16 protein-coding genes are annotated in these 17,220 nt (G+C 53.5%); 13 read left to right on the top strand and 3 right to left on the bottom strand.

Annotated elements, in window-relative coordinates:
- Window positions 1-9: 9 nt before the first annotated feature.
- Complete coding sequence (locus tag IEY39_RS12055; RefSeq protein ID WP_188931755.1) at window positions 10-1,044, bottom strand: LacI family DNA-binding transcriptional regulator; 1,035 nt, start codon at window positions 1,042-1,044, stop codon at window positions 10-12.
- A 121-nt stretch (window positions 1,045-1,165) separates the two neighbouring features.
- On the opposite strand from IEY39_RS12055, the gene IEY39_RS12050 reads away from it, so the two are divergent.
- From IEY39_RS12050 to IEY39_RS12040, 3 genes are read left to right on the top strand one after another with little or no spacing between them, the layout of a single operon-like run.
- Entirely contained in the window at window positions 1,166-1,930 is a 765-nt protein-coding gene (locus tag IEY39_RS12050; protein ID WP_188931753.1) for an SDR family NAD(P)-dependent oxidoreductase, read from the top strand.
- A 34-nt stretch (window positions 1,931-1,964) separates the two neighbouring features.
- Window positions 1,965-2,795 (top strand): 5-dehydro-4-deoxy-D-glucuronate isomerase, encoded by an 831-nt coding sequence (gene kduI / locus IEY39_RS12045; protein WP_188931751.1) that lies wholly within the window; start codon window positions 1,965-1,967, stop codon window positions 2,793-2,795.
- A 44-nt stretch (window positions 2,796-2,839) separates the two neighbouring features.
- Entirely contained in the window at window positions 2,840-4,156 is a 1,317-nt protein-coding gene (locus tag IEY39_RS12040) for an MFS transporter (protein WP_188931749.1), read from the top strand.
- Here IEY39_RS12040 and IEY39_RS12035 read toward each other — a convergent pair.
- On the bottom strand, window positions 4,153-5,184 hold the full coding sequence (locus IEY39_RS12035; RefSeq protein WP_188931747.1) for a LacI family DNA-binding transcriptional regulator: 1,032 nt from the start codon (window positions 5,182-5,184) through the stop codon (window positions 4,153-4,155). The genes IEY39_RS12040 and IEY39_RS12035 overlap by 4 nt on opposite strands.
- 96 nt (window positions 5,185-5,280) lie before the next feature.
- On the opposite strand from IEY39_RS12035, the gene IEY39_RS12030 reads away from it, so the two are divergent.
- Window positions 5,281-6,600, top strand: a complete 1,320-nt coding sequence (locus IEY39_RS12030; protein WP_188931745.1) for a sugar porter family MFS transporter — start codon at window positions 5,281-5,283, stop codon at window positions 6,598-6,600.
- 63 nt (window positions 6,601-6,663) lie between these two features.
- Entirely contained in the window at window positions 6,664-7,089 is a 426-nt protein-coding gene (locus IEY39_RS12025) for a nuclear transport factor 2 family protein (RefSeq protein WP_229688884.1), read from the top strand.
- 11 nt (window positions 7,090-7,100) lie between these two features.
- Here the strand turns inward: IEY39_RS12025 and IEY39_RS12020 are convergent, their stop codons facing one another.
- Window positions 7,101-8,111 (bottom strand): PDDEXK nuclease domain-containing protein, encoded by a 1,011-nt coding sequence (locus IEY39_RS12020; protein WP_188931741.1) that lies wholly within the window; start codon window positions 8,109-8,111, stop codon window positions 7,101-7,103.
- A gap of 194 nt (window positions 8,112-8,305) precedes the next feature.
- Here IEY39_RS12020 and rhaT point away from each other — a divergent pair, with 194 nt between their 5' ends.
- The 8 genes from rhaT to IEY39_RS11980 are packed head-to-tail and all read left to right on the top strand — an operon-like array spanning window position 8,306 to window position 17,207.
- Window positions 8,306-9,385 (top strand): L-rhamnose/proton symporter RhaT, encoded by a 1,080-nt coding sequence (gene rhaT, locus IEY39_RS12015; RefSeq protein ID WP_188931733.1) that lies wholly within the window; start codon window positions 8,306-8,308, stop codon window positions 9,383-9,385.
- A 6-nt stretch (window positions 9,386-9,391) separates the two neighbouring features.
- Window positions 9,392-11,512, top strand: coding sequence for a bifunctional aldolase/short-chain dehydrogenase (locus tag IEY39_RS12010; RefSeq protein ID WP_188931731.1), 2,121 nt, complete (start codon window positions 9,392-9,394; stop codon window positions 11,510-11,512).
- Between the two features lie 34 nt (window positions 11,513-11,546).
- Window positions 11,547-11,867: an L-rhamnose mutarotase gene (rhaM, locus tag IEY39_RS12005; protein WP_188931729.1), complete on the top strand. Its 321-nt coding sequence runs from the start codon at window positions 11,547-11,549 to the stop codon at window positions 11,865-11,867.
- Entirely contained in the window at window positions 11,858-13,132 is a 1,275-nt protein-coding gene (locus tag IEY39_RS12000; protein WP_188931727.1) for a sugar isomerase, read from the top strand. Before rhaM ends, IEY39_RS12000 begins: the two co-directional genes overlap by 10 nt.
- 23 nt (window positions 13,133-13,155) lie before the next feature.
- Window positions 13,156-14,472 carry an FGGY-family carbohydrate kinase gene (locus IEY39_RS11995; protein WP_188931725.1) on the top strand — a complete coding sequence of 439 codons (1,317 nt, stop codon included), beginning with the start codon at window positions 13,156-13,158 and terminating at the stop codon, window positions 14,470-14,472.
- Window positions 14,473-14,477: 5 nt separating this feature from the next.
- Window positions 14,478-15,200 (top strand): (Fe-S)-binding protein, encoded by a 723-nt coding sequence (locus tag IEY39_RS11990; protein ID WP_188931723.1) that lies wholly within the window; start codon window positions 14,478-14,480, stop codon window positions 15,198-15,200.
- Complete coding sequence (locus IEY39_RS11985) at window positions 15,197-16,573, top strand: lactate utilization protein B (RefSeq protein WP_188931720.1); 1,377 nt, start codon at window positions 15,197-15,199, stop codon at window positions 16,571-16,573. The genes IEY39_RS11990 and IEY39_RS11985 overlap by 4 nt, the downstream gene beginning before the upstream one ends.
- Window position 16,574: 1 nt before the next feature.
- Complete coding sequence (locus IEY39_RS11980; RefSeq protein ID WP_188931719.1) at window positions 16,575-17,207, top strand: LutC/YkgG family protein; 633 nt, start codon at window positions 16,575-16,577, stop codon at window positions 17,205-17,207.
- Window positions 17,208-17,220: the final 13 nt, after the last annotated feature.

Here is a 17,220-nt window from a genome sequence, read left to right as displayed (position 1 = left end):
GGTACGCCCCTATTTTGCACGCAGGCTCGAATCCCTTATCTGGAGTTCGGTATCCAACACCCGCTTCTGGAATTCGGTGACGGGCCGCTTGGCCTCTATCAATTGGATCAGCAGATCGGTAGCCAACTGCCCCATCTCCAGGGCCGGCTGGACGACGGCGGTGAGGGACGGGTGGAAGATATCCGCGGAAATGGAATTGGTAAAACCCACCAGGGCGATCTGTTGCGGAACTTCGATCTGCATTTTGCGCAGCAGGCTCAGGGTAGTCGTGCTAAGCCGGTCGCTGGCGGTGAAAATCGCATCGGGCCGGTCTTTCATTTGCAGCAGTTCGGTGAGGGCCTGCTGCGTTTCTTCCTTGATCATCCCGCCGTGGGGACAGAGTTTGATATATTTCTCCTCGAAGGTCAGTCCGGCATCCGCCAACGCTTTCTTGTATCCCTCCAGCCGTTCGAGGGTGATGGAAAGGCTGCTGCTGCTGGTGATATGCGCGATGCGCCTGAACCCCTGTTGCACGAGATGCCGTGTGCCTTCGTAGGCGCCTTTAAAATTATCCGCGATCACCTTATGGGTGGCTATCTCGTCGGTGATCCTGTCGAAGAATACCATCGGCAGTCCCTTGTCGTGTAATTTGATAAGATGGTCGACCCGCTTCGTCTCCGCCGAAAGCGAGATGATGAGCCCATCCACCGAACGCGACGAAAGGTGCTCGCTGTTGGCTATCTCCCGTTCGTAGGACTCCTGGCTTTGGGTGATGATGACATTATAGTCCTTTTGCCGGGCAACCGACTCGATACCGTTGATCACCGCGGAAAAGAAATTATTATCGATGTTGCAGACGATGACCCCGATGGACTTGCTTAGCCCCCGCTTCAGACTCTGCGCGATGGGATTGGGCTTATAGTTATGCTCATTCGCATAAGCCAGGACATGCTTTTTTGTCTCTTCACTTATCTCATGGCTGCCGCGCAGCGCCTTTGAAACGGTGGAGACGGAAAGGTGCAGAGCCTTGGCGATGTCTTTTATGGTGATGGCCTCGAACTTCATGTAGTAGCAATGAGTTGTTCTTCGCGCAAACGTTTTCGTAAAAAAAGTTGAAGATCAACCCTTTCTTGTAAAAATTACAGTGTACACTTGTCAAATATAATGTAATGTTGATAATATCCTTATGAGTGATCTGTTTAATCTCAGTGGTAAGGTCGCACTCGTCACCGGTGCGAATAAAGGCATTGGCAGGAGCATGGCGGCGGGTCTTGCAGCGGCAGGAGCCGACATCATCGGCGTCTCTGCGAGTATGCCTTTACAGGATAGCCCCGTGGAACAAGAGATTCGGGCCCTGGGCCGCAACTTTTACCCCTTCCAGGCTGATCTTACCGACCGCGGTTCGCTGTATGATCTCGTTAACCGGGTGAAGGCCGCGCATCCGCGAATAGATATCCTGGTCAACAATGCCGGGATGATCCTCCGCAAGCCTGCGGCAGAGCATCCCGATGAATTTTGGGACAAAGTGTTGTCCATCAACCTGGACGCCGCCTTTATCCTTGCCCGCGAATTTGGCAGGGAGATGATTGGCCGGCGCAGCGGAAAGATCATCTTCACCTGCAGCCTCCTGAGCTTTCAGGGCGGCATCACCGTTCCGGGCTACGCTGCAAGCAAGGGCGCCCTCGCCAGCCTCGTTAAGGCCCTGGCCAACGAATGGGCTTCACAGGGTGTCAATGTGAATGGCATCGCACCCGGCTATATCAGTACGGACAACACCGAAGCCCTCCGCAATGACCCCGTTCGCAGCAAAGCCATTCTCGACCGTATTCCCGCCGGCCGTTGGGGTGAACCCGACGACTTCCGCGGGCCAACTGTCTTTCTCGCTTCTCCTGCCGCAGACTATGTTCACGGCACCATCCTCACCGTCGACGGTGGCTGGATGGGGCGATAAACCACCCTAAAACTCTACAAATCTATAGCAGTATATGGAAATAAGATACGAACACAGCCAAAAGGAAGTACGCGGGATGACGACTGGCGAACTGCGGGATGCTTTCCTGACGGAAAGGCTGATGCAAGACGATGCCATTCGCCTGGTCTATACCCATTACGACCGGGTGATCCTTGGCGGCGCCTGCCCTGTGCATCAAAAACTATCTCTCGAGACCCACCCCGAACTCCGTGCCGACTTCTTCCTCCAGCGCAGGGAACTGGGCATCATCAACGTCGGCGGTAAGGGTAGGGTACATGCCGATGATATTCCCTACGAACTGAACAAGCTCGACTGTCTTTATGCCGGCAAGGGTGTAAAGAAGATCGTCTTTGAAAGCGAGGACGCCGATGAGCCGGCCCTCTTCTTTCTCTTATCCGCCCCGGCCCATGCAGCCCATCCCGTCCAGTTTCTGCCAAAGGAAAAGGCGCTGCCCGTCACCACCGGGTCGGCAGAAACCTCCAATGCCCGCACCATCTATAAATATATCCATGCCGAAGGTATCCGCAGCTGTCAATTAGTGATGGGACTCACCATCCTGAAAACAGGCAGCGTCTGGAATACGATGCCGGCACATACCCATAGCCGTAGGATGGAAGCTTATTTTTATTTCGATGTCCCCGAAGGGCAGCGCGTTTTCCATTTTATGGGTCATCCCCAGGAGACCCGCCACCTCGTTGTCGCCGACTGCCAGGGCGTCGTTTCCCCGCCCTGGTCCATCCACTCGGGCTGCGGTACCAGCAACTACTCGTTCATCTGGGGTATGGCCGGTGAGAACTACACGTATACGGATATGGATTTGGTTAATATCCCCGATTTACGATAATTGATCAAACTGAACTATCTTGGGCCTTTTTAACTACCCTCACGATGTCTAATACTGCCACGCTTGCTTCCAATGGGAAAACCTCATCCGCTGTCGGCCGTTATCGCTGGACCATCTGCGCCCTGTTATTCTTCGCTACGACCATCAACTATGTCGACAGACAGGTGATCGGCATGCTGAAAAAAGTGCTGACGGACGATTTCCACTGGGACAATACCACCTATGGCACCATCAATGGCATTTTTCAATTCTTTTATGCTTTTGGGTTGTTGGGCTTTGGCAGGCTTGTAGACAAGGTAGGGACCAAGGTCGGTTATACCATCTCCATTACCATCTGGAGCTTGTTTGCAATGGCGCACTCGCTGGCGGGCAGTACGATTGGATTCATTGTTGCCCGGTCGGGTCTTGGCATCGGTGAATCCGGTAATTTTCCTTCCGCGATAAAGGCGGTTGCGGAATGGTTTCCCAAAAAAGAACGGGCGCTTGCTACGGGGATCTTCAACTCCGGGGCCAACATCGGCGCCGTAGTCGCCCCTATCATGGTTCCGCTGCTGCTGGCCAATTACGGCTGGAAGGCAGCCTTCATTGTCACGGGCTCCCTTGGCTTTATCTGGCTCATCTTCTGGGTGGCTATGTACGAGATCCCGTCCCGGAAAAAAGGCCTCAGCAAAGCAGAGTTCGACTATATCCACAGCGATGAAGAAGCCGCGCCTGCGGGCAGCAGAGTGCCATGGCTCAAAATGCTGGGTGTCCGGCAGACCTGGGCCTTTGTTTTTGGAAAATTTCTCACCGATCCCATCTGGTGGTTCTTCCTTTTCTGGCTGCCCGGTTATTTTAGCGACACCTTTAACCTCGATCTTCAGAAACCCGGCTGGCCCCTCGTCATCGTTTATTCCTGTACTACGGTCGGCAGCATCGGCGGCGGCTATCTCTCAGGCTATCTCATCAAAAAAGGCTGGCCAATCTACAAAGCCCGCAAGACGGTGATGCTCTTCTTCGCCTTTTGTGTAGTCCCCATCATGTTTGCCCGCTATTTTAACGATATGTGGATCATCGTCGCCCTCATCAGCCTGGCAGCGGCGGCTCACCAGGCCTGGAGCGCCAATATCTTTACGACGGCCTCGGACATGTTCCCCAAAAAAGCCGTCAGCTCCATCACCGGCATCGGCGGGATGGCCGGCTCCGTCGGCGGTATCATCTTCCAACCCCTTGTTGGCTGGATACTCGATTATTTTACAAAAGCGGGGAATAAGACCCTTGGCTATAACATCATTTTCTTCATCTGTGGGCTGGCCTACCTGTTAGCCTGGCTGATCATGCACCTGTTTGCGCCGAAGCAGACGCGTGTAGTGTTGGATTAGACTTTCAGGCTCGACGACCGGACAGAGAGTTCGGTGTTCAGCACCCGGGTCTCGAATTTGGTTATGGGATGTTTGCTCTCGATGAGGTCGATGAGCATCTCCATCGCCACCTGGCCCATTTCGAAGGCAGGCTGCCGGACACTGGTCAGCGCCGGATGAAAGATGTCCGTCAGCAGGGAATTGGTAAAGCCTACTATTGCCATCTCTTCGGGGACCCGAACCTTCCGCCTGGCCAGTGCAGCAAGACAACCCGTCGAAAGCTTGTCACTCGCCGCCACGAGGGCGTCAGGTTTCTCTTTCAACGCAAGCAGGTTGTCGACGGCTTCCATCGTCTCGGCATCGATGAGTCCGCCATACTTGCAATATTGAACAAGCGATTCATCGTAGGGAAGGTGGTGATCGGCAAGCGCAGCCTTATACCCCGCCAGCCGCTCTTTTGTGATGGACAAGTGGGGAGAGATGGTCAGATGAGCGATGCGGCGGAAACCCTCCCGGATGAGATGTTCCGTAGCCTGGTAGGCGCCGTTGAAATTATTGGCGATCACCTTATGGGTAGACATCTCTTCCGTGATGCGGTCGAAGAAAACAATAGGCAGCCCCTTATCGTGCAGTTTGTTCAAATGGGAAAGGTCTGTGGTCTCGGTGGACAGGGAGATCAGCAGCCCGTCCACACTTCGCGAAGCCAGGTATTGTGTGTTGGCGACTTCCCGCTCGAAAGACTCATGACTTTGACTGATGATGACGTAGTAACCTTTCTTATAGGCGACGGACTCGATGCCGTTGATCACCTGTGAAAAGAAGTTATTGGCGATCTCGCAAACGACGATGCCTATCGACCGGCTTCGTTTCTCCTTCAGGCTTAGGGCGATGGGGTTGGGCCGGTAGTTGAGTTTTTCCGCATACTCGAGCACGAGTTTCCGGGTCTCGGCGCTGATCTCGTAGCTTCCTCTCAGTGCGCGGGACACCGTGGAAGTGGAAAGACCGAGGTCCTTGGCGATGTCTTTTATGGTGATGGCTTCGTACTTCATTCTTAAGCCGACGGAGTCGGCTTGTCCGAAGGACAGACTTTAGCCGCGGTGAATTAAAATTAGTGTTATTTTCGGTGAATCAATAAATTGTCTGCCATGCTTTCCTACCCCGTTCGTATAGCCCTCATCGCCGCCCTTGGAGGATTCCTCTTTGGTTTCGAAACCGTCGTCATCTCGGGTGCGGAACAGACGTTGGAAAAGTTCTGGCAGCTCAACGGCCTTACCCAAGGCTTCACCGTGGCATCGAGCATCTTCGGCACCGTTTTTGGCGCATCGTTTGCCGGTTTTCCGGCCCGCAAATATGGGCGCAAAAAGACATTACAGGTGCTCTCGCTGTTCTTTATCGTGGCTGCCCTTGGCTGTGCCTTAGTATCCGCCTGGGGAGGGTTCATCGCCTTTCGCATCATCGGCGGGCTGGCGGTAGGCGCTTCCTCGGTGATCGCGCCCATGTACATCTCCGAGATCGCGCCGGCACGGCTGAGGGGCCGGCTCACCGGGTCCTTCCAGGTGAGCATCGTCACCGGCATCATGGTCGCCTATCTCACCAACTATCTTTTTACTCAGCTCCAATTGCCCGATGCATGGCGCTGGATGCTTGGCGTTATGGTAATACCCGCGGTATTGTTCGCGGTGCTCCTTTTTGGCATCCCCGAAAGCCCCCGCTGGTTGATCCTCAACAACAACATAGGAGCCGCCCGGCCTATCCTCGCCCGCCTCGGCGAGACCGATCTTAGTGCCGCCGTCAACGCCATCCAGGATTCGGTTAAAGAACACCGCGAGTCGCTGTTTCAACGCCGCTATGCCAAACCCATTCTCTATGCCATGCTACTGGCTATGTTCAATCAGTTGTCGGGCATCAATGCCATTCTATACTACGCGCCACGCATCTTTCAAATGGCGGGTTTCGATAAGAGTCAATCCTTTAGCCAACCTATTTACATCGGCGTAGCTAACCTTGTCTTTACCTTGCTGGCCATGACCATGATCGATAAGTTCGGCCGCAAGACCCTTCTGATCATCGGGTCTTTGGGCATGATCCTGTTCCTCACCCTTACGGCTTTCACTTTCAAAGGCTCCTCCACGGGCAACAGCAACCTGCTGTATTACCTCATCGGCTTCATTGCTTTCTTCGCCTTCTCTCAGGGCGCTGTCATCTGGGTATTCATCTCGGAAATATTCCCCAACTCCGTCCGTTCGCAGGGAGTCTCGCTGGGAAGCACCACCCATTGGGTCATGGCCGCCATCATCACTTCCATCTTCCCCTTGCTCGTCGAAGGGAAGGGCGATGGTGGGTTTATTCCTTTTATTTTCTTCGCCGTGATGATGGTCCTGCAGCTGATCTTTGTCTGGCGCGTCATGCCCGAGACCAGGGGCCGTACGCTCGAAGAGATTCAAAAAGATTTGGGTATTTCCTGACGGGCCACGGGCCCGTCGGCCGAAGGCCAATAATTAGATAAAAAACTTCAAAATATGCGACTCATGCTCTTATCCACTCTGTTAATGTCCATCGCCGTCGTTCCCGTCATTGCTCAGACTAAAGACGAACAGGCCGTAGCTTCCGCCGTCGAAGCACTTCGCAAGGCGCTTATCGATCCCGACAAGGCCACCCTCGACGCCCTCGTCACCGACGAGCTCACCTACGGGCATTCCAACGGCAACATCCAGGACAAAGCCGCCTTCGAAGAAGCCCTGCTAAACAAATCCTCCGACTTCGTCACCATCGATCTCACCAATCAAACCATCAAGGTGGCCGGTAACACCGCCTGGGTGCGTCACATTCTCACTGCTACCACCAACGACGGCGGGAAGCCCGGCAGCGCCCACCTCTCCGTGCTCCTCATCTGGGTCAAGGAAAAAGGCCAGTGGCGGCTCCTCGCCCGCCAGGCCGTGAAGATAGTGTCATAGCGGCCACCGTGTCACAGCAATTTGGCCATTTCTGCAACATCGGGGAGGATACCCTTCATTTGTGCAGGGACCTCCTTCGTCGTTCGATAGGTGGCTACGCCCATAGCTTTGTCAATCGTCTTAACCGCGAATTCGACGACGGTGTTCTTCTTCTCTTTGCAAAGGATAATGCCGATGGAGGGATTCTCATTCGGCAACTTCACCTTCTCATCCAGTACATTCAGATAAAAATTAAGCTGCCCCGCATACTCCGGCTTGAATTTTCCACGCTTCAGTTCAAACGCCACCAGGCATTGCAGATGCCGGTTAAAGAACAGCAAATCGACAAAGAACTCTTCCTCTTCTACCTCCAGCCGGTATTGGTTGCCGATAAAACAAAAACCCTTTCCAAGGGTCATGATCATATTCCTGATATCAGATACCAATTGCCCCTCAAAAACTTTCTCATCACATTCGTCTGACGCTACGAAGTCAAAAAGATATTCGTCTTTGAATACTTCCAGTGCATTCGCCTTCAGATTCTCCGGCATCGTCTTAGTGAAATTATTGGATAGTTTCCCCTGATTCTTGAACAACTTCGCATGAACATGATGTTCCAATGTCCGAAACGACCAAAATTCGGAGGCTGCTTTTTCGATGTAAAAGAGCCGTTCTTTAATCGTTTTGCAGTTGGAAATCAAAAATATATGATGTGAAAAACTGATATTCCAAAACCCTTTCTCCAGCAATTGGTCCGACACTGTCGGACCAATTTCACGATAAGTTTCGTAGAACTGCCTCATTATCTTTAATCTCGTCGCCGAAAATCCTCTCAAGCCCGGCAGCTGCTTCTGCAAGTCCTCTGCAATACGCTCCAACACCTTCGCGCCCCATTTCTCTGCACCTATCTTTTCAGACAACATGGCTCCGATCCTATAATACAACATTAATTGCTCCCTATTCACCAACTTTGCGGCTACATATCGACTTTGGACAATACTCTTTTTCAAATTCGAGATCAACTCGACATACCCCTTTTCCATAGTACAAGATTTAGAAAACGAATATACTAAAGTTATTGGCCAATAATACTAAAAAAATTGGTTTTATTTCCTGCGGCAAAAAGCATGACAGTGCATGACGGTTCAACGTGCATTCCGTTTTACATTTGAGGATTCTGAAGGATAACCGGATGCCATCCGGTGATTCGCAGCCATATTGAAAATCACTGGAATTCATGATAATAGCATTCGGCATCCTCTTCCATTTCATCGGCGGATTCGCGTCAGGCAGTTTCTACATACCCTATAAAAAGGTGAAAGGCTGGTCCTGGGAAAGTTATTGGATCATCGGCGGTCTCTTCTCCTGGCTCATCATTCCGCCCCTGGCAGCCTGGCTCACCGTACCCCATTTTACGGAGATCATCGCACAGGCATCCGGCGCTACCTTCTGGTGGACGTATTTCTGGGGTGTCCTCTGGGGCATCGGCGGGCTGATGTATGGGCTGGGGATGCGCTATCTGGGCATGTCCCTTGGCAATTCGGTTTTGCTTGGATTTACCTCTGCCTTTGGCGCGCTGGTTCCATCCATCTATTATAATTTTGTACCAACTCCCGGCAAAACGACACTGCACCAACTGCTGACGACTAATTGGGGGCGGATCATATTTGCGGGTGTGCTCCTCTGTCTGCTGGGCATCTATATCTGCGGCAGGGCGGGAGTATTAAAAGAACGCGAATTGCCGGAAGAAAAGAAAAAGGAAAGCATCAAAGAATTCAATCTTGTAAAAGGCCTTGTCGTTTGTATCATATCTGGTATTCTCAGCGCCTGTTTCAACTATGGCATAGAAGCCGGCTCCGCGATGGCTCAAACGGCCAACGATCTCTGGAAGCAATCCCATCCCGGCGCCACGACCGAATTCCTCTACCGTAACAACGTCACTTATGTCGTCCTGCTATGGGGCGGGCTGACGACAAACTTCATCTGGTGTATGATCCTCAACGCACGCAACAAATCATTTGGCGATTACGTCAATAAAAAGACCCCCCGGCTGAATAATTATTTCTTTGCTGCACTTGCCGGCACCGTCTGGTTTTTACAGTTCTTTTTTTATGGGATGGGCGAGAGCCGGCTGGGCAACGGCGCAAGCAGTTGGATCCTGCATATGGCCTTTATCATTCTCGTGGCGAATATGTGGGGGTTTGCATTGAAAGAATGGAAAGGGGTGAGCAAAAAAACAAGAACTACCATCCTGTTGGGCATCCTGGCCATCCTGTTATCGGTGTGGCTGGTGGGCTACGGGAATTCACTAAAATAAAAGAATATGTCTGTTACTACAACGAAATTCAAACACGTAAGCTATCTGTGGGATGAAAAGAAAGCCGCTGAGCTCGCCGGGGATGAAGTAGCTTTACTCATATACCGTTCGAATCTCTTAGGCGCCGACTTGCGACTCACCAATTACGGTGGGGGCAACACCTCCTGTAAGGCCATGGCTAAAGATCCACTCACTGGCCAGGAGACAAAAGTGATGTGGGTAAAAGGGTCGGGCGGTGATCTTGGTACGCTCAAACGCAACGGCCTTGCAGCCCTCTACGTAGACCGCCTCCTCAGCCTGAAAAAGGTATACAGGGGCATCCAATACGAAGACGAAATGGTCGAACTCTTCAACCATTGTATCTACGACCTCAATTCAAAAGCTCCATCCATCGACACTCCGCTGCACGGCTTCCTTCCCTTTGCGCATGTCGACCACCTGCACCCCGATGCCGCCATCGCCATCGCTGCGGCAAAAGACGGAAAGAAGATCACACAGGAGCTTTTTGGTGGCAAAATCGGTTGGATAGCATGGCAGCGCCCGGGTTTTGACCTTGGACTTCAGCTTCGTCAATGCCTCGACGATAATCCTGACATCCGTGGGATTATCCTTGGTTCTCACGGCCTATTTACTTGGGGAGATACTGCTTATGAAAGTTACCTCAACACCCTTGAAGTCATCGAACGTTGCGCCCAGTACCTCGAAGATAATATCGGAAAAAAAGGGGCCACCTTTGGCGGCGCGAGGCTCAAGTCCCTGCCGAAGGACGAACGCAAGGTAAGGGCGGCCGCACTCGCGCCGGTGCTGAGAGGCTTCTGCTCTTCGAAGACAAAGATGATCGGACATTTTACCGATGACGACCGAGTCCTCGAATTTATCAACTCCAACGACCTTGCCCGTCTCGCTCCCATGGGCACCAGTTGCCCCGACCACTTCCTTCGTACCAAGATCAGCCCGCTGGTGCTCGATCTGGCCCCGACACAGGATATGACGGACATCCCGGCCTTGAAAGAAAAGCTTTCTCCCCAGTTCGAAAGCTACCGGCAGATGTATGCAAACTATTATGACACCTGTAAGCATCCCAACAGCCCGGCAATGCGCGACCCGAATCCTGTCGTCATCTTGTACCCGGGAGTCGGGATGTTCACCTTTTCCAAAGACAAACAGACGGCCCGTGTCGCGGCCGAGTTCTATATCAACGCCATCAATGTGATGAAGGGGGCCGAAGCAGTCTCTTCCTATACCTCCCTGCCGCGGCAGGAAGCCTTCAACATCGAATACTGGCTGCTGGAAGAAGCGAAACTGCAGCGGATGCCGAAGCCCAAGGCCCTTTCAGGACGCGTCGCACTGGTAACGGGCAGTGCCGGTGGCATCGGAAAGGCCATCGCCAAAAAATTCGCTGACGAAGGCGCCTGCGTGATCATCAATGACAACGACGAACAACGGCTGGAATCGGCCAAAAAGGAATTCCACCAGCAGTACGGAAAAGACGTATTCATCGGCGAAGTCCTCGATGTAACCAACGCGGAGGGCATCCTTAAAGTCTACAACGCCGCAGCCCTGGCCTTCGGCGGGGTGGACATCGTAGTCAACTGCGCCGGTCTGTCCATCTCCAAACCCATCCTCGATCATACCGAAAAAGACTGGGACGTTCTATACGACGTCCTGGTAAAAGGCCAGTTCCTCGTCACCCGGGCAGGCGTGGAGACCATGCGTAAGCAAGGCATCGGCGGCGACGTTCTCAACATCGTCAGCAAGAATGGCCTCGTGTCGGGACCGAACAATGCCGCCTATGGCTCGGCAAAGGCCGCACAGCTGCACCTCAGCCGCCTCAACGCCGCTGAACTTGGACCTGACAAGATACGCGTCAATGTCGTCAACCCCGATGCCGTCATTTCCGACAGCAAGATCTGGGAAGGCGCCTGGGCGGAAGGCCGGGCGAAGGCCTATGGCATCACCGTAGCAGAGCTGCCGGCTTACTATGCCAAACGCACCCTGCTGAACGAGATCATCCTGCCGGAAGACATCGCCAATGCCTGTTTTGTCTTTGTCGGCGGGCTGATGAACAAATCCACCGGCAATATGCTCAACGTGGACGGCGGCGTAGCTATGGCTTTTGTACGTTAACCGGGCGGCGTCCGCCATCCATAAATGAACCACCATGCAACGCATCGCTTTTACCATGAAGCTGCACGCCGGCTTCGAAGAGGAATACCGGCGTCGTCATGACGCCATCTGGCCGGAGCTGCAAACCCTGCTCCACACCACCGGTATCCGCGAATATTCGATATTTTTGGATGAGGAAACCGGGACGCTCTTCGCGGTGCTGCAGATCGCCGACCCCTCCGCCCTGGATCAGCTTCCAAAGCAGCCCGTGATGCAACGCTGGTGGGACTATATGAAAGACATTATGGATTCCAACCCCGACCACTCACCGGTGACAAAATCGCTAAAAGAAGTATTTTACTTACCATGCAAATAGAAAAATATAAAATAGACGAGCACAACCAGTCCATGCTGAAAGAACACCGCCGCCGGTTTGACTTCATCGCCGCTGGGGTATCCGATGCAGAAGCTATCTTAAAAAAGCTCATCGATTTCCAGGTGGCGATACCCAGTTGGGCGCTTGGTACGGGCGGCACCCGGTTTGGCCGTTTCTCCGGTGGTGGCGAGCCTCGTAGCCTGGAAGAGAAGATCGAGGACGTAGGGCTCTTGCATGCGCTGAACCGCAGCAGCGGCGCCATCTCCCTCCACATCCCCTGGGACATCCCCGGCAATCCCGCCGCCATCAAGGCCCTTGCCGCACAGTTTGGACTTCGCTTTGACGCGATGAACTCGAATACCTTCCAGGACCAGCCCGGTCAACAGTATACTTATAAGTATGGCTCCCTCCAAAATGTAAAAAAAGAAGTGCGCCGCCAGGCTATCGATCACAATATCGAAGTGATCAACTATGGAAAACAGCTCGGCTCCGACTCGCTCACCGTCTGGCTGTCCGACGGCTCCTGCTTCCCCGGGCAGTTGAATTTCCGCCAGGCCTTTCAACATACGCTCGAAGGTTTGCAGGAGATTTACGCCGCCCTGCCCGGCAACTGGAAGATGTTTGTCGAATACAAGGCATTCGAACCCAACTTCTATTCCATGACCGTGGGCGACTGGGGACAGTCCCTGCTCTATGCCTCCAAATTAGGCCCCAAGGCCTATACCCTTGTCGACCTGGGACATCACCTGCCAAACGCCAATATTGAGCAAATAGTCGCCCTCCTGCTGATGGAAGGAAAGCTGGGCGGTTTTCACTTCAACGACTCCAAATACGGTGACGACGACCTGACGGTGGGCAGCATCAAACCTTACCAGCTCTTTCTCATTTTTAATGAGCTCGTAGAAGGCATGGATGCCCGCGGGATGGACCATGCCCGCGACCTGGGCTGGATGATCGATGCATCGCACAATGTCAAAGATCCGCTGGAAGATCTGCTCCAGTCCGTGGAAGCGATAATGCTCACCTATGCCCAGGCCCTGCTTATCGATCGCAAGAAACTCGTCGCCACTCAATTAGCCAACGACGCCGTTGCAGCGCAGGAAATATTGCAGAACACCTTCCGCACTGACACCCGTGCGCTGGTGGCCGAAGCCCGGTTGCGGGCAGGCGCTGCGCTCGACCCCCTGGCGCTCTATCGCAATGAAAGAGTACGCGAACATTTAGTAAAAGAAAGAGGCGCCGGAACCGTCGCGACAGGCCTATAGGCCGAAGGCCGTAAAAAGAGATTATGCAGAATGTGATCGCCATCTTCGACATCGGCAAGACCAACAAAAAGCTCTTCCTATTCGACGAACAATACAACATCGTGTGGGAGCGATCGTGCATCTGCGAGCAGACCACCGACGAGGATGGAGAACCCTGCGAAGACCTCACCCGGCTCACCGGCTTCATCCATGCGTCCCTGGCAGGCATCCCGGCGGCTTTCATGCTAAAAGCCATCAATTTCTCCGCCTATGGCGCCAGCTTCGTCTACATCGGAAACGATGGCAAACCCGTCGCACCCCTCTATAATTATCTGAAACCTTTTCCCGACGAACTCAAAACGAAATTCTATGATGCACATGGCGGCGAAGTGACTTTCTCCATGCTCACCGCCTCTCCTGTGCTGGGCAGTCTGAATTCCGGCATGCAGCTCTACCGGATAAAAGAGCTGCAACCGCAACTCTTCGCAAAGATTCAGACCGCACTCCACCTCCCGCAATACCTCAGCTATCTGCTCACCGGCACGCCCTGCTCCGACATCACCAGCATCGGGTGTCATACCAATCTCTGGAACTTCTCCCAACAGCATTATCACGAATGGGTCTACCGGGAAGGCATCATCGACAAATTAGCGCCCATCCTTCCCTCGACAAGCGTCCTGCCGGTGAAGGCGGCATCCCCGCCGGGTCTCGCACGCCCTTCGATCCCCATCAGCGGCATCGGCCTTCATGACAGTTCGGCAGCTATGATCCCCTATTTTGAAAGCTTCCGCGAACCCTTCCTGCTCATCTCCACGGGAACCTGGTGCATCTCCATGAACCCCTTCAACCACTCCCCCCTCACCGTAGCCGAATTGCAAAAAGACTGTCTCTGCTACCTCAGTTACCAGGGCAAGCCGGTGAAGGCCTCCCGCCTCTTCGCCGGCTATGAGCACGAACAGCAGGTTCTGCGCATCGCCGCGGAGTTCCATGTCCAGCCTGCCACCGCGGCAAAAGTCACCTATGACGCCGATACTATCCGGCAACTACGCGCCCATCCCGCGGACAAACCCACCACTTTCGAAGAAGCCTATCACCGCCTGATGCTTGACATTATGGCAAAACAGGTTGCTTCCACACAATTAGTGCTGCATGATACCGATGTCAAGCGTATCTTCGTGGACGGCGGATTTGGAAAGAACCAGATCTATATGCACCTGCTGGCGGAAGCCTTTCCGGATATCGAGGTCTTTGCGGCCTCTATTCCGCAGGCAACGGCTATCGGTGCGGCCCTGGCCATCCACCAACATTGGAACGATGGCTCTCGTCCTGGTGATATTATAGAATTAAAATATTATAAATAGTCCTCATGCGCGTTGGGTTGTTTGTACCTTGTTATGTCGACCAGTTTTATCCGCAGGTGGGCATCGCTACCCTGGAATTGCTGACAAGGCTCGGATGCGACGTTGTTTATCCTCCCGACCAGACCTGTTGCGGCCAGCCCATGGCCAATTCCGGCTACGAACATCTCACCGGCGGCTGCAATGCCCTCTTCATCAGGAATTTTGCTGAATTCGAATACATCGTGGCCCCTTCCGGCAGCTGTGTCCTGCATATAAAGGACCATATACATGACGCGAACATAGCCGGAAAAATATACGAACTCGTCGAATTCCTCACCGATGTCCTGAAGGTGGACAACCTGGATGCCTGCTTCCCGTATAAGGTAGGCCTTCACCAAAGCTGTCACGGGCAAAGAGGTCTTCACCTGGCCCAGATGAGCGAACTGATGGCGCCGCCTTTCTCCAAGCCGCAAAAACTACTCGACATGGTGAAGGATATCCAGCTCATCGACCTCGACCGTAAGGATGAATGCTGTGGTTTTGGCGGAACCTTTTGTGTGGCCGAGGAAGCGGTGTCAGTAAAAATGGGGAAAGACCGCGTGGCCGATCACCTTCACCATGGCGCTGAAGTCATCACCGGCTCGGACATGAGCTGCCTCATGCACCTCGAGGGCATCCTTCGCCGGCAGAAAAGCCCCGTACAGGTAAAACATATCGCAGAGATATTAAACAGCAAGATCACCGGATGAGCAGCTCGAATCATAAAGACCATGCCACGCTGGCAGCAGCATTCAATAAAGATGAACCCCGGGTGGACTGGCATGATCAGACCCTTTGGTGGGTGAGACAGAAAAGAGATAAGGCCGCAGCCCAGGTCGCCGACTGGGAGGCATTGAGGGACAGCGCTTCGAAGATAAAGGACAATGTCCTGTCCAATCTCAGCGAATACCTCACGAAATTCGAGGAAGAAGCTAGCCGCAACGGCGTCATTGTCCACTGGGCGGCCGACGCCAAAGAGCATAATGACATAGTTCTCTCCATCCTGCGAAACCATAAGGTCGACAAGATGGTGAAAAGTAAATCCATGCTCACCGAAGAATGCCATCTTAACGAATTTTTGGCAGCGCACAACGTGGAAGTAGTAGATACCGATCTGGGTGAACGTGTGGTACAATTGGCTGAAGAACCACCAAGCCACATCGTCCTACCCTGTATCCATTGGAAGAAAGAGGAGATAGGCGAATTATTCCACAAACATCTGGGGACGCCTGCCGGCAATGCTGACCCTCAATTCCTGACATACGCGGCCAGACTTCATCTACGGGAAAAGTTCCTGACCCGGCGGGTAGCCCTCACCGGTGTCAACTTCGCCGTTGCGGAAACCGGTGAGTTCGTCGTCTGTACCAATGAAGGCAATGCCGATATGGGCGCCCATCTTGCGGATGTCCACATCGCCTGTATGGGTATTGAAAAACTGATCCCGAAGCGGGATCATCTGGGTGTCTTTCTGCGCCTGTTGACCCGGAGCGCGACAGGGCAGCCGATCACCACCTATTCCAGTCATTTCCGGAAACCACGTCCGGGACAGGAAATGCACATCGTACTGGTCGATAATGGTCGCAGCACCCATCTCGGCCGGAAGGATTTTCGTAACTCGCTGAAATGTATCCGGTGTGCCGCCTGCTTCAACACCTGCCCCGTCTACCGGCGCAGCGGGGGACACAGCTATCATACAGCGGTTGCCGGCCCCATCGGTTCTATCCTCTCGCCAAACCTGGACATGAAAAAATATTCCGATCTGCCCTTTGCCAGCACGCTGTGCGGAAGCTGTTCGAATGTCTGCCCGGTGAAGATCGACATCCACGAGCAACTCTATAAGTGGCGGCAGGTCATTGTACAGGAAGGCAATTCGCCGGCCGCAAAGACAGCCACCATGAAGGCGATGACCTGGGTGCTGTCGAATCCCGGCGTTTATCATACAGCCGGAAAGACGGGCCGGTGGTTTATGCTCAATGTCCCCTTTACGGTGAACAATAGATTAAACCCCTGGTATCATCAGCGCGACCTGCCGGCGCCCCCAAAACAATCCTTTGGCGAATGGTATAAAAAAAATAAACAATAACATGAGCAGCCGCGATAAGATACTGGCCGCCGTCAAAGCGAATCAGCCCGATGCCCGAGCGCTGCCGCCGCAACACCAGGGACCCGATACCAGCGGTGACCTCACTCCCCGGTTTATCACTGTCCTGGAAGCCATCGGCGGCGCTGCCTTCCTGGTCTCGGGATTCGATCGCATCGCAACTATCCTCCACGAGCAATATCCCGGGGCCCGGCGCATCGTCACCAACTGCCCCGAGCTTTCGACCTTTGCGGAAACGGCATCTCCCGAAACGAAAAATCATTATGACGACGATCCGCATACGCTGGAGAACACCGATCTGGCCATCCTTCCCGCGCATTTCGGCGTTGCGGAGAATGGCGCCTGCTTTATCACCGAGTCGCAGATGATCGAACGGGTGCTTCCGTTTATTACGCAAAATCTTGTCCTCGTCATCCACAGAAAAGATATCGTCGCCACGATGCACCAGGCCTATGACCGCATTGCCCTCATCCCAACTTATGGTTTCTCCACCTTCATCGCCGGCCCCTCCAAAACAGCCGATATCGAACAATCCCTCGTCCTCGGCGCCCATGGCCCCCGCAGCCTCACCGTCTTCCTGCTCGACGAACAGCTCTCCGATGCAGGATTCTATTAAATGAAAAAGGCGC

The sequence above is a fragment of the Puia dinghuensis genome, assembly GCF_014642875.1.
GTDB lineage: Bacteria > Bacteroidota > Bacteroidia > Chitinophagales > Chitinophagaceae > Puia > Puia dinghuensis.
This window is presented reverse-complemented; position numbering and strand designations above follow the sequence as displayed.

Coding starts and splice junctions, on each gene's coding strand:
- IEY39_RS12055 (WP_188931755.1), bottom strand. CDS start 1,044: ATGAAGTTCGAGGCCATCACCATAAAAGACATCGCCAAGGCTCTGCAC.
- IEY39_RS12050 (WP_188931753.1), top strand. CDS start 1,166: ATGAGTGATCTGTTTAATCTCAGTGGTAAGGTCGCACTCGTCACCGGT.
- kduI (WP_188931751.1), top strand. CDS start 1,965: ATGGAAATAAGATACGAACACAGCCAAAAGGAAGTACGCGGGATGACG.
- IEY39_RS12040 (WP_188931749.1), top strand. CDS start 2,840: ATGTCTAATACTGCCACGCTTGCTTCCAATGGGAAAACCTCATCCGCT.
- IEY39_RS12035 (WP_188931747.1), bottom strand. CDS start 5,184: ATGAAGTACGAAGCCATCACCATAAAAGACATCGCCAAGGACCTCGGT.
- IEY39_RS12030 (WP_188931745.1), top strand. CDS start 5,281: ATGCTTTCCTACCCCGTTCGTATAGCCCTCATCGCCGCCCTTGGAGGA.
- IEY39_RS12025 (WP_229688884.1), top strand. CDS start 6,664: ATGCTCTTATCCACTCTGTTAATGTCCATCGCCGTCGTTCCCGTCATT.
- IEY39_RS12020 (WP_188931741.1), bottom strand. CDS start 8,111: ATGGAAAAGGGGTATGTCGAGTTGATCTCGAATTTGAAAAAGAGTATT.
- rhaT (WP_188931733.1), top strand. CDS start 8,306: ATGATAATAGCATTCGGCATCCTCTTCCATTTCATCGGCGGATTCGCG.
- IEY39_RS12010 (WP_188931731.1), top strand. CDS start 9,392: ATGTCTGTTACTACAACGAAATTCAAACACGTAAGCTATCTGTGGGAT.
- rhaM (WP_188931729.1), top strand. CDS start 11,547: ATGCAACGCATCGCTTTTACCATGAAGCTGCACGCCGGCTTCGAAGAG.
- IEY39_RS12000 (WP_188931727.1), top strand. CDS start 11,858: ATGCAAATAGAAAAATATAAAATAGACGAGCACAACCAGTCCATGCTG.
- IEY39_RS11995 (WP_188931725.1), top strand. CDS start 13,156: ATGCAGAATGTGATCGCCATCTTCGACATCGGCAAGACCAACAAAAAG.
- IEY39_RS11990 (WP_188931723.1), top strand. CDS start 14,478: ATGCGCGTTGGGTTGTTTGTACCTTGTTATGTCGACCAGTTTTATCCG.
- IEY39_RS11985 (WP_188931720.1), top strand. CDS start 15,197: ATGAGCAGCTCGAATCATAAAGACCATGCCACGCTGGCAGCAGCATTC.
- IEY39_RS11980 (WP_188931719.1), top strand. CDS start 16,575: ATGAGCAGCCGCGATAAGATACTGGCCGCCGTCAAAGCGAATCAGCCC.